13 protein-coding genes are annotated in these 12,699 nt (G+C 46.2%); 2 read left to right on the forward strand and 11 right to left on the reverse strand.

All coding sequences use genetic code 11. From position 1 onward, the window contains the following. The coding region (locus CHX35_RS02600) for a helix-turn-helix domain-containing protein (protein WP_176391837.1) at positions 1-135 on the reverse strand (135 nt) is incomplete at its 3' end. A 275-nt stretch (positions 136-410) separates the two neighbouring features. Here CHX35_RS02600 and CHX35_RS02605 point away from each other — a divergent pair. Beyond that, positions 411-1,019, forward strand: coding sequence for a DedA family protein (locus CHX35_RS02605; RefSeq protein WP_091833493.1), 609 nt, complete (start codon positions 411-413; stop codon positions 1,017-1,019). A gap of 37 nt (positions 1,020-1,056) precedes the next feature. Here the strand turns inward: CHX35_RS02605 and CHX35_RS02610 are convergent, their stop codons facing one another. From CHX35_RS02610 to CHX35_RS02640, 7 genes are all read right to left on the reverse strand, one after another. Continuing rightward, the gene (locus CHX35_RS02610) at positions 1,057-1,464 is read right to left on the reverse strand and encodes a VOC family protein (protein ID WP_091833496.1); all 408 of its coding nucleotides are present in this window, start codon (positions 1,462-1,464) and stop codon (positions 1,057-1,059) included. Positions 1,465-1,563: 99 nt separating this feature from the next. Then, positions 1,564-2,574, reverse strand: a complete 1,011-nt coding sequence (locus tag CHX35_RS02615) for an NADP-dependent oxidoreductase (protein WP_091833498.1) — start codon at positions 2,572-2,574, stop codon at positions 1,564-1,566. Between the two features lie 203 nt (positions 2,575-2,777). Then, on the reverse strand, positions 2,778-4,382 hold the full coding sequence (locus tag CHX35_RS02620) for a peptide ABC transporter substrate-binding protein (RefSeq protein ID WP_091833501.1): 1,605 nt from the start codon (positions 4,380-4,382) through the stop codon (positions 2,778-2,780). A 149-nt stretch (positions 4,383-4,531) separates the two neighbouring features. Then, a complete protein-coding gene (locus CHX35_RS02625; protein ID WP_091833504.1) occupies positions 4,532-5,059 on the reverse strand; it encodes a GNAT family N-acetyltransferase in 528 nt (175 codons plus the stop codon). A 74-nt stretch (positions 5,060-5,133) separates the two neighbouring features. Further along, positions 5,134-5,538 (reverse strand): hypothetical protein, encoded by a 405-nt coding sequence (locus CHX35_RS02630; protein ID WP_091833507.1) that lies wholly within the window; start codon positions 5,536-5,538, stop codon positions 5,134-5,136. 74 nt (positions 5,539-5,612) lie between these two features. Beyond that, positions 5,613-6,725: an o-succinylbenzoate synthase gene (gene menC, locus CHX35_RS02635; protein ID WP_091833510.1), complete on the reverse strand. Its 1,113-nt coding sequence runs from the start codon at positions 6,723-6,725 to the stop codon at positions 5,613-5,615. Beyond that, positions 6,722-8,230: an o-succinylbenzoate--CoA ligase gene (locus CHX35_RS02640; protein ID WP_245838591.1), complete on the reverse strand. Its 1,509-nt coding sequence runs from the start codon at positions 8,228-8,230 to the stop codon at positions 6,722-6,724. Before CHX35_RS02640 ends, menC begins: the two co-directional genes overlap by 4 nt. Positions 8,231-8,385: 155 nt before the next feature. Here CHX35_RS02640 and sugE point away from each other — a divergent pair, with 155 nt between their 5' ends. Beyond that, positions 8,386-8,709 (forward strand): quaternary ammonium compound efflux SMR transporter SugE, encoded by a 324-nt coding sequence (gene sugE, locus CHX35_RS02645; protein ID WP_091833513.1) that lies wholly within the window; start codon positions 8,386-8,388, stop codon positions 8,707-8,709. Positions 8,710-8,756: 47 nt separating this feature from the next. Here the strand turns inward: sugE and menB are convergent, their stop codons facing one another. From menB to menD, 3 genes are all read right to left on the reverse strand, one after another. Further along, positions 8,757-9,575: a 1,4-dihydroxy-2-naphthoyl-CoA synthase gene (gene menB / locus CHX35_RS02650; protein ID WP_091833516.1), complete on the reverse strand. Its 819-nt coding sequence runs from the start codon at positions 9,573-9,575 to the stop codon at positions 8,757-8,759. Positions 9,576-9,751: 176 nt separating this feature from the next. Further along, complete coding sequence (gene menH, locus CHX35_RS02655; protein WP_091833519.1) at positions 9,752-10,564, reverse strand: 2-succinyl-6-hydroxy-2,4-cyclohexadiene-1-carboxylate synthase; 813 nt, start codon at positions 10,562-10,564, stop codon at positions 9,752-9,754. Further along, positions 10,565-12,349, reverse strand: a complete 1,785-nt coding sequence (menD, locus tag CHX35_RS02660) for a 2-succinyl-5-enolpyruvyl-6-hydroxy-3-cyclohexene-1-carboxylic-acid synthase (protein WP_245838592.1) — start codon at positions 12,347-12,349, stop codon at positions 10,565-10,567. It lies immediately after the preceding gene. Between the last annotated feature and the right edge of the window lie 350 nt (positions 12,350-12,699).

Below are 12,699 nucleotides of genomic sequence, written 5' to 3' on the forward strand. Positions count from 1 at the left end.
GCCCGTTTGATCGTAGGTTTCGTTCCATTTCGCTAGAAAGTGGTTAAACGTGAAACGACTACATCCAATGGATTTGTTAATAAGAATCGTTTGTTCCTTGGTTGGATATAACCGAAATTGAAACGCTTTGTGCAAAAGTTCACCCCCTTGCACTTAATTATATACGGGGATGGACAGACTTGCGAGGGGGAAAAAACACCCCTCTCAAGTCTGTCACGCCGATTCATCCCCCACCTACTTCGTTGAGGTGGGAGTATTCTCGGCGCAAATAAGATAAACAGGGAGCATTCCTTCTCTTTTGTGAGAGGAATGCTCCCTGTTTATTTACAGAATTGCCACGGACATGTTCTACGAAATCTAATAATATGATGGAAACAACTTGATTGTTTACGTACCAGGAGGGGTGTTTCATGGAACAGTGGATCACCAGTTTCATTGAACAATACGGCTATCTGGGTATTTTTGTGATTATGGTGCTTGAAAATATCTTTCCACCAATCCCTTCCGAACTGGTTCTCCCCTTCGGAGGATTTATGACCACACATAGCGATTTGACGCTCACTGGAGTCGTGGTAACCTCTACATCTGGATCGGTTATCGGTGCGATCATCCTCTATGGGTTGGGTCTACTTCTGGATGTAACACGACTTGAAAAGCTCGTGGATCGCTGGGGATCGGTCCTTCGCTTACAAAAAAAAGATATTCATCGCGCTGATGCTTGGTTTGATCGTTATGGAAAATGGACCGTATTTTTCGGGCGAATGATCCCCCTTGTGAGAAGCATGATCTCCATCCCAGCAGGAATGTCCAACATGAATTTTTCGTTATTTTTATTCCTCACGATCTTGGGAACAGCGCTATGGAATATCATGTTGGTAGGAACAGGAGCGATGTTGGGTAAATCTTGGACTAAAATCGTTGAATACATCGCAATTTATTCAGAAATCGTCTATATTGGTCTCGCTATCGTATGCATTCTATCTATCATCTGGTATCGCACCCGTCGTAAACAACCTTAAAAAAACTTCCCGAGACCATTTCTCGGAAAGTTTTTGCTTACCCCTTCATTTCTTTGGTTTCCACCATCACAAAGGTATTTCCATAAAGGTCCTCAAACATCGCTTGGATCCCCCAGGGTAGCTCAGAGGGCCCGTCGACAACGTTGACTCCCCGTGAACGTAACACTTCCACATCCCGCTGGCAGTTATCCGTCCCAAACACCCATTTCGACACCTGTCCCAAACGCGACATTCGGCTATCTTCTTCCCTCGGACCGGGTTGATATAGAACAATTTCCGTATCCTGCTTCATAGTACCCCCATTGACTCCTAGAGTAACCCACCGGTATCCATTTCCAAAAGGATGATCACTTCGTAGTTCCAATCCTAACTTCTCTGTATACCATTGGATCGCTTCATCATAGTCTCTTACAACAATACATACATGCGCTAGCTTGTTTAGCATCGAAGCACGTTCCCCCTTCAATATCCAGAACTGAACCTGATTATTGTACACAAGAAAACCTCTGCTTCCAAGCAGAGGTTTTCTTACTAACCCAACTTATTATTGAATATCCGATACTTTCACCAACTGTTTACCCAGGTTTTCCCCTGAGAAGAGACCAAGAAATGCTTCAGGCGTGTTCTCAAGACCTTCAACAATATTTTCTTGGTAAACAATCTTTCCTTGGGACACCCATTCCCCTAACTGCTTGGTACCTTCTGCCGAACGAGATTGATAATCGCTCACAATAAAGCCCTTCATTAGCGCACTATTGATCAGAAGACTCGTTTGGATTCTTGGGCCTTGTTCGGGTTCCTTGAGGTTATACATCGAAATTTGACCACAGAGAGGGATGCGAGCAAATTTATTAAGCAAGGTCGCAACCGCATCTGAAATCGGGCCGCCCACATTGTCAAAGTAGACATCGACACCATTTGGACAAGCTTTTTCTAATGCCTTTTGTACATCTTCGGTCTTGTAATTAATAACGGCATCAAAACCGAGTTCTTCTTTTAGGTACCGGTTCTTCTCCGCCGAACCAGCGATCCCTACTACACGCGCTCCTTTGATCTTTGCAATCTGGCCTACAATGGTACCTACTGCACCCGCTGCACCAGATACGACAACCGTTTCCCCTGCTTTTGGTTGCCCAATATCAAGCAATCCAAAGTAAGCAGTGAGTCCTGGCATACCAAGTGCACCGAGGTAGGCAGAGGGAGGCGCTAAGTTAGGATCCACTTTATTTAATTCATCCGCCTTTGCAACCGAATAATCCTGCCATCCAAGTAGACCCGTTACAAGATCGCCTGCCTGAAAACGATCATCCTTTGAAACTTCCACCTGTCCCACAACGCCACCACTCAAAACCTCATTGAGGGCAAAGGGCGCAACATATGATTTTCGATCACTCATTCTCCCACGCATATAAGGATCCACCGAGAGATAAACGGTACGTACTAGCACTTCTCCTGCACCCGGCTCAGGTATTTCGGATGTACGTAGATCAAAGGTATTTTCATCCGGCATCCCATTTGGACGTTGTACAAAATAGATTTGGCGGTTCTTAGACAAGATTCATCGCTCCCATCTTCGTTACGTTTTATTTCGGTACTAGAACAATACGTACACCAAGAGATTATAACAGACCTTCTCCATAATTTCATTCCATTATCTACCGATAACAAAAAAACACATTCTTAAATATTATCCACGAAACCCACACACCTCATACTGCATCATCTTTATTCATGGATTTATACTGTGCTATCACACCCTTAGTGTTTCCTTATGGCCCAGCGAACATCTGGATATCGATTGCTACGAAGAACAATGTGTTTCCAATCTCTTTGAATCATACTATTTTGCGAATAGTAATATATCGGTATATAAGGAAGGTCTTTCATCAATATTTTTTCTGCTTGATGCAATAGGCTTAATCGACGGTTTTCATTTTTCTCCTGTTTTGCCTTCGCAAGGAGTCGATCATATTTTTTATTGCTCCACCCGGTCTGATTGTTTGGTGAGTCCCCTAAGAAATAATCAAGAAAGATGACCGGATCGACGATGATTCCGACCCATCCCATTCGTGCCATCTGATAGTCTTGCTGCGAAACCGTTGTTAAATATACTTTCCACTCCTGATGGGTCAAAGAAACCTCTACGCCCAAATTCTTTCTCAACATGCCTTGTATCGCTTCAGCGATTGCCTTGTGATTCTCATCCGAATTATAGGCAATTTCTACAGAAGGGAGCTCCCGCCATCCTTCTTCCTTCATGCCTTCTTTTAATAGATTCTTCGCTTTCGTTATATCCTCATCTAGATAAGAGGGTGCTGCCTCACGAAAATCACGATTCTCTGGAGTTTTATACCCATAAGGTACAAAGGCCCTTGCTGGTTTTTGCCCGCCCCTGGATACATGGTCCACAATCGATTGCCGCCGAATCGCCAAATTAAAAGCTCGCCGGATTTTATCATTGGTGAAGGGTTTCTTTTTTACATTGAACAGATACATATACGTCCCAAAATAGGGCGTTGTTTGAAACTCTTTACTTCCCCTTTCTTTTTCTAACAAATCCGCTGGTAAATCGGTTACCACATCAAGCTCTTTCGTTTTAAACATCTGATAGGCTGTTTTTGCATCGCCTACCATTTTCCACTCAATTTGTTCCACTTGAATTTTCTTTATTCCCTCATACAGTGAGTTTTTCTTCACCATCAGGTGATCCCCATGTTTCCACTGGGTTAATTGGTAGGCCCCATTACTTACCAGTGATTGAGTACCTCCCCACCAATTCTTCGGATTTTTTTCTACAATCTCTTGTTTTACAGGGTATGTGATCCAAAAGGATAATAACTCTGGGAAATACGCGACAGGGGCATTTAGCGAAACCTTTAACGTAAGGTCGTCGAGGGCGTGTACTCCCACATCCTCTGCTTTTCCTTTCCCTTTGTTATAGGCCTCTGCACCCTTTAGATAATAGAGATAAAAGGCGAACTGACTGGCTGTCTTGGGATTTAGCACACGTTTCCACGCATATTCAAAGTCGTGAGCAGTGAGCGGACTTCCATCGGACCACCGAGCATTTTTCTTCAAAATAAATGTGTAGTTTTTCCTGTCTTTGGATACCTTAACCGCCTTGGCGCATCCCTCCACCAAATTACCATTGGCATCTTTTTTAAACAATCCTTCAAAAAGATAATCAAGAATCCACCCTGAGGTTGTATCAGTCGCCAGCGCAGGATCCAAGGTGGGTGGTTCTGTTTGCGCATTGAGGGTAATGGATGAATTCCTACCCGCCCCCTTTTCTCCATTTACACAGGCAGAAATCACCAAAGAACAGAGCAACAGGATAGCAAGATATTTTACTGAACGCTTCATCTCACGCCCTCCTTATTTTTGTTATTTTTAAAATTATTGATAAATACTCATTTTCTTTTTTTTAACCCCTCACCCCTGCCGCAATAAATTTTTTCTCAATTAAAAAACACCCACCGCAATGATGGACATTGCGATGGGTGTTCCGTCCATTATCCTTCTGTTTTTATCATGCGATAATCCGCAACACGGTAACCCATGCTTTCATAAAGACGAACAGCTGCTAGATTATTAGAAGTCACAAAGACTTGCCGTGAGGAGATTCCTTTTTTAGCGAACCACGTCTCTCCATCCAGCAATATTTGTCGAGAAAGACCTTGACCTTGATACTCTGGTGCAAGGTAAATTTCATTGATATAACCCGCATTTTGAAAGGTTAAATGATCTCGCCTGATGTCCAGATAAAGAATTCCAATGGGCTCATCCGATGAGGTCAGTGAATACATTTGGATATAGGTATTCTCATCCTCATGCCGCTCGGCTAATTCCTCCGTCCATTGCTTGCCAGCCTTCTCAACCGTTAATGTATGTTCCCAGTAAGCCGAATCATACTCCTCGCCCGTTATTTCTGCCCATAGTTGATAATGATTTCGCATTAATTCAAGGTGAAAATCCATTGCCACCGCTTCATCTTTCTGTGGATCATATGGACGAGCATGTAGGCTTCTAATTGAATGCATAAAATTCCCCCATCTCTTCCAACTCTCTATCAGGTATGCTATTGATCCATTACTGCGACTTTAACGATCACTTGTTAACTCGTCATATGCTCTCCCTCGATTCGATTCCACCAGAACCCCCCAAAGAAAAAAGTCGCAGACATAAGAAAGAACAATAGTTGCCAGTCAAATCCATCCGTCCATTTCCCCATCAAGCCTGTAATCAGGATCGCAATTCCAAGAGGGATCGCTGGATAGATCAGAGGCTCCTTTTGCTTTAACCACTGCAAAAGGATACTACCAACCGGCACCGCCACCATAAAAAACAAGAGAGTCCCCAACAATAACCGCTCCGATACCACATAACACGTAATCAGTAACCAATCGAGTAGCTTCACATCATTAATGATTGAAGAAACATAGAGACCACAAAAGATTAATTGAACGGCAAGACCTGCTCCAAAAGCCAACAGAGAAATCCATATGATCCGCCTCATCATGGTATGACCCTCTTTCATATTTCTCTCTATGTTCTCGTAACGATGGATGATGCTCCCAGGTGATGCATCCACTGTTAACCAGCGACAACGGTTTGACTTTTGATCCGCACCGCTTGCAATTGATCACGATCAATGGCTACCCCTATACCGGGTTCGGTGGGTACATGGATCTGTCCATTCTTCACCACCGTTGGCGGAGTAATCACATCGCGTTTCCAATAACGGGATGAGGCAGAGAGATCCCCAGGCAATGTAAAACCAGGTAAGGAGGCTAATGCAATGTGTTGTGAACGGGAAACGCCTGTCTCTAGCATGCCACCACACCACAGCGGAATTTTTTTCTGTACAGCTAATTCATGAATGTGCAGCGCTTCAACAATGCCACCGACCCGCCCTAATTTCACATTGATCACTTGACAACTACCCAATTCAAGGGCCTGACGCGCATCCTCAAACGAGGTAATACTCTCATCCAAGCAGATGGGGGTACGTATCTTCTCCTGCAGTTTGGCATGATCGATAATGTCATCCACTGCTAGGGGTTGTTCAATCATCAGCAATTGAAATTCATCCAACGCTTTCAAGCGCTCGATGTCTCGAAGCGTGTAAGCAGCGTTCGCATCGGCCATCAAAGAGAGATCGGGAAATGCATTTCTAAGGGGCTCTAGCACTTCCACATCGGCCCCTGGCTTAATTTTCACTTTCACACGTGGGTACCCTTGCTCAACTCGCTCTCGTACTGCCTCAATCATATGAGGGATGGATTCCTGTGCACCGACAGCCACACCTGCCGCCACAGCCTCCTTTACACCACCTAACGCGACCGAGAGCGACTTCCCTTCTCTTTTCGCCCAGAGATCCCAGACCGCCCCTTCTAATGCAGCCTTCGCCATTGGATTTCGCCGAACCATAGAAAAACGTTCATTGACCTCTTCAGGGTGATAGATTGACTCTTTCAACAATCGAGGGGCTAAAAACTCCCCCATTACATGCCAGGCTGTACCACAAGTCTCTTCGGTATACCAGGGTGAAGAAAATGCAACACACTCTCCCCAACCCGTAACACCTTCCTCATCGATCATCTCGATGAGGATGACTTCACGATCCTGAATGGTGGTCAGGCTGTTTACAAAGGGAGTGGTAAGGCGCATCCCAAGGTGATGAAACGTGATTGCTTGAATGTTCATTCCATACTTCCCCCCTCATCCGTTGAATCCGAAAGGAGTTGGATGAGTTGTCTACGCATCAACTTATTAGCCGCATTCCGAGGTAATTCCTCCACCTGATAAATTTGTCGAGGGATTTTATAAGGGGCTAATCGACCTTTACAATGATTCATGAGCTCCTCTTCCGATACGACTTGACCTTTTTGAAGGCACACAAAGCCTATTGCAACGGCTCCCCACCGTTCGTCGGGGTAACCCGTTACCCCCGCATCTGCTACTGCACTGTGTGACAGCAGTGCCGCTTCAATTTCAGCCGGATAAACATTTTCTCCCCCCGAAATGATTAGGTCACTACGCCGATCCAATACATAGAGATAACCCTCTTCATCGATGCGCCCAATATCTCCCGTACGAAGCCAACCATTCTGAATCGCTTCCTCCGTCGCATCGCTTCTCTTCCAGTACCCTTCCGTCACATTGGGTCCACGTACAATGATCTCTCCTTCTTCCCCCGGTTCCACTTCCCTCGTACCATCAACAACCCGTAATTCAGCGGGAAAAAGAGCTTTTCCTGCAGATCCCAGCTTTCGCAAACTATCCTCTGGTGAAAGTGTCACAATCTGCGAGGCTGTCTCGGTCATCCCATAAGTTTGAAAAACAGGGATCGATCGCTCTCTGCATTTCTCCAACAAGGGGCGAGGAGCCGGTCCCCCTCCTAGCAACATACATCGAAAATGATCAGGAACCCCCTGAAAGGATGGATCGCTGATCATTTGGGATACCATCGCACTCACCACAGAGACCATACTGATTTTGTCATGATGGATGGAGTGAATAACCTTTTGAGGCTCAAAGCGCTGATGAATCACCGAAGTCATGCCATAGATCACCCCACGGATGAGGATGGAAAGGCCACTCATATGAAACATCGGAGTACACACTAACCATCGATCCTCTGCATGCAACCCCAAATTCAGCATCGAAGCGGTCGCGCTCCACCAGTGATTTCCATAGGTAAGGATCACCCCTTTGGGACGCCCTGTCGTTCCAGAGGTGTACATAATCGTGTGGTGCTCATGCAGTTGGATATGTGTTTTAAGGGAACCTTCGGATGCAGGATAGTCCTTTAACTGACTCCATTCCACCACCATAGTGCCCGTTATTTCGATTCCTTCTACCTTCTCCTGATAGCTCCCATCAAATAGAAACAGCTTCGCTTCAGAATCAGCTAACTGCCAAGCAATTTCAGGGGGGGCTAAGCGATGATTTAAGGGCACGAATACAGCGCCCAGATAGGATAGTGCATGAATCATTGCGACGGTCTGTAAACGATTCTCCATCAGAAGGGCCACGCGATCACCTTCAAGAACCCCCGCACTTCTAAGGCGGCGAGCCAGCTCTTGAGCACCCCTTTGCAAATGAGCCCATGTCCACTTTTCACCGTTCTCTTCCAGTGCCATGCGCTCGGGAGTTAGAAATGCTCGTTTATCTAGCCACAGGGGCATTTTCATCTGGTTAGATTGCATCGACTAATCGCCCCTTTCTTCATCCGTTTTTTTTTATTATATCGTGGAAAAGAAAAAAACCCTATCGTAGCCAACATCCGGCAGGATATTTCATGAGCTCACGCAATCAGCTATACTGGGTAGGACATTCGATACCAAAAAGGATGGTTATCCAGATGGCATGGACATATCTCATCATTGCTGGCCTATTTGAAGTGGCCTGGGCCATTGGCCTAAAATACACCCATGGATTTACAAAACCACTACCAAGTGTACTTACGATTATAGCGATGATCATCAGTTTCAATCTACTTTCCCTTGCATTAAAAACCCTTCCCATTGGTACTGCCTATGCCATTTGGACAGGCATTGGTGCGATCGGAACCATTATTGTGGGGATGATTGCATTCGGGGAACCTCGCGATGGATTACGGATTCTCTTTCTTTCCTTGATCATCCTCAGCATTATTGGCCTAAAACTAACTTCGGTAGAAACTTGATAGGTAAAACAAGAAAACCCCCTCGCAGGGGTTTTCTTGTTTGTTGTTTAAGGAAAACGAGGAAATTTATCAAATTCCGGTGACCGTTTTTCCTTAAAGGCGTCACGACCTTCTTTTGCTTCATCGGTGGTGTAGTAGAGTAAAGTAGCATCTCCACCCAATTGTTGAAGACCTGCCAAACCATCCGTATCCGCGTTAAAGGAAGCCTTTAAGAAACGAAGAGCTGTGGAGGATTTAGAAAGGATTTCTTCACACCATTGCAGGGTGACCTCCTCCAACTGTTCCAAAGGCACCACTGTGTTGACCAAGCCCATCTCTTCCGCTTCTTGCGCGTTATACTGACGGCAGAGATACCAAATTTCCCGGGCTTTTTTATGTCCAACAATACGCGCCAGATAACCTGCACCATATCCCGCATCAAAACTACCCACTTTGGGACCTGTTTGACCGAAAATGGCATTATCGGCTGCAATCGTCAGGTCGCATACGACATGCAATACATGCCCCCCACCAATTGCATAACCTGCAACCATAGCAATGACTGGTTTTGGCGTCACACGAATCAACCGTTGTAAATCGAGTACGTTGAGGCGAGGAATCTGATCGTCCCCAACATATCCACCATGACCGCGTACCGATTGGTCTCCACCTGAACAGAATGCTCTTCCACCTGCACCTGCTAGGATAATTACGCCAACCTCAGAATCATCCCGTGCACGTGAAAATGCATCGATCAATTCCATAACGGTTTGTGGACGGAAGGCATTATGTACTTCCGGTCGATTAATGGTGATTTTGGCGATGCCGTTATAATGTTCATACAAAATGTCTTCATATTGGCGTACTGCTTTCCATTCTACAGCCATTCTCTTTCCCTCCATTGAGACGCCAGTGCGATCAACACCCAGCGATACAAATTGTCAGTCACCCACGTAGTCATTCCCTGTGCTTTTGCGAAGAATGATACGACTTATCTGAGTTGAATCGATCTCATTCAAATCAGATAGGCAGCCGTGGATGAACTGCTTATTCACCTAGTATATCAAACCTCCTCCTGGAGGAAGTCCATCACTATTGTACCAAAGTGTTGCGGTTCTTCCACATGAATCGTATGACCTGCCCCAGGAATTGTTTCCATCCGCCCCTTCGGAAGCCATTTCATCATTTCCCTTGCAATCCCTTGAAACTTTGTATCAAGCTCTCCTACAAGGAGCATGATGGGGATATTGAATTGCGGGAGGCTTTCCCACCAGGAAGGTTGCTTTCCGGTCCCCATTCCTCGCAGGCTATTCGCCAGCCCCTTGGGATCATTTTCTAGGCGTTGGTTATGAATGGCTTCTCTTATTTTTTCAGGGAGACGCTGTTGGCTCGCAAAGAGCGGAAGGTTTTCCCATCTTTCAACAAAAGGAGCCATTCCCTCAGTCTCAATCTGATCGGCAAGGGCTTGATCCCGTGCTATCCGCTCATTTCGTTCTTCCTTCGTCTTCAAGCCTGGTGAGCTACTCTCCAAGATCAAACGCCCGACGCGATCAGGATTGATCATCGCAAAGGATAACGCTAATCTCCCACCCATGGAATACCCAAGGAGGTGAACCCGTTCTTCCCCTAGCTCATCCAATATGGCTGCAAGATCCGCTACTGCATGTTCCACTGTGTACCGCTTGGAATCCCCCGGGGATTCCGTCCTACCATGTCCCAGTAAATCCACCTGGATCGTACGAAAATGGGGGGTAAAATAAGGAACCAGGGAATCCCAATTGTCTCCGCTACCTGTAAATCCATGGAGCAAGAGAATCGCTGTCCCTCTCCCCTTGACCTGTACGCGATAACGTAGGCCGTGGATGTTCATCTCCATTTAAAAGCTCACCTCGTCCAACCATTCATGTAAAGATTGCTGGACACGTTCCCATAAAGTGCGGTGGGCAGCGACATTGGTGGAACGATCCGTTGGGATTTCCATCACATGCAATCCTTTATGCCCTACACTCTGTTGCAAGGAAGTGTGAAAGTCCTCCCAATTCGTAATGCGAGTAAAGTCTCCACCATACATCCTGACCACCGGTTCATAATCAAGTCCCAAAGGCGTGCCAAAAAGCGTCTCAAAGGTCGTTTTCTCTGCCTGTTGGGCTTGGGGTAAGAAAGAAAAAATTCCACCCCCATCGTTATTGATTACAATCACGGTGATGTCAATCCCATGAAGTTTCGCTGCCACGAGGCCATTTAAATCATGGTAAAAGGAAAGATCTCCAACAACGAGTACCACAGGTGCTTCAATTAGAGCAGCTCCCAATGCCGTCGAAGTCACCCCATCGATTCCATTGGCACCCCGATTCGCCATCGTTCGCACCTGAGCCCCCGCTTTTGTAAAAAAGCTATCCATATCCCTTACAGGCATACTATTCCCGGTAAACAACAGACTACCTGTCGGCAATGCTTTTCCTAATTCGGTAAAGACTCTCCCTTCAAAGAGCCCTTCCACTTGAAGAGACCCCGCCATCATCTCCTCCCGGGTTCTCTGATCTAATTCCAACCAAGTGGAACTCCATGTTCCCTCTCGTTTTGGGGAGTGGATCTCAACCCTTTTCGCCACTTCATTGGCAAAGTGTTCGGGATCGCTATGGATCATATCCGTTGCCATTAAGGTAGGTTCTCGCCAACCACCATCCGGATCCACAATCAGTTGCCGGCAATTGGGAAACTGCCTCACGAACAACATGAGTGCCTTTGAGATAGGCATTGCACCAAATCGAATCACCACTTCGGGGATCGCCCGTTCCTTCACTAGTGGATGACGTAAGAACGCATCATAACTATCCACAACCCATTGATGATTGTGGTCCCCCCGGCGTAATTGCGATAAGGGATCCGCCACAATCGGCCAGCAGAGGCTCGTAGCTAACCGATCTAGCGCTTTTCCTAGGGAGCGATGCTCCTGTGGACCACAAATAATCAAACCCCTCTCCATCCCCGCCAATTCTTCGGCGAGCTTATCCAAATGAGCCGCAGGTAACACACGTTGTCCCGTACTCATCTGTACAAACCGGGTTTCGTCAAGTGGCCTTTTTCCCCCACAAAATAACGTCGGGGAATCCACATCGGGAACTAGAGGCTCCCGAAAAGGGAAATTTAGATGGACAGGTCCTGCTGGACCTACCGATGCGGTCTCCGCTGCACGAGCAGCCATGGTTCGCACATATCGAAGCATGGTGTGAGAAGCCTCAGGTAAAGCCGTTTCTGCAAACCATTTTACATGGGAGCCGAACATGCCAATTTGATCAATGGCTTGCGGGGCCCCTACATCTCGAAGCTCATGGGGGCGATCCGATGTTATCACCACTAAGGGAACACGTGCCAACTTCGCCTCTACTACTGCAGGGTAGTAGTTTGCAGCAGCTGTCCCTGAAGTGCATAACAAAGCAACCGGTTTTCTTGATGCCTTGGCAATCCCTAAAGCAAAAAAACCAGCGGATCGCTCATCCACATGAATTCTTACCTGGAGATTCGGATGAGCTGCCATCACCATCGCCAATGGGGTCGAACGGGAACCTGGGCTTACAACGACTTCAAAGATGCCACTCTCTACTAATTCATCTACAAAAGCACCTGTATAGCCAGTCAAATCTGCCGGATAGTCTTGCAACGATCTCCATCTCCCAACACTGATCGTAAGGGAACTTTTTTCCCTTTCGTCTCTTTGACAATTTATGTACATAACCCGCACAGCCTTGCAAAAAGGGAACTCATTCCCATATGAACACGATTCCTGTTGTCTTTTGGTTACCGCTTCAAAATTCACGTGTATTAACGTTAAGGAAATAGACCCTATCGAATCCGCTACCTATTCCCTATTTTTTCTTATCCAAGTGAAGCCACGTTCAGTATACAGGAAAGGAAGAGCCATTTCTACAAAGCCCCCTTGTCTCAAACAAGCGCATGATTTCAATTCATGCGTCATTGCACACAGTTCCCAGAAGAAGTGGAGAACGGTAT

It is taken from the genome of Marininema halotolerans, from assembly GCF_900116235.1.
Taxonomy (GTDB): domain Bacteria; phylum Bacillota; class Bacilli; order Thermoactinomycetales; family DSM-45169; genus Marininema; species Marininema halotolerans.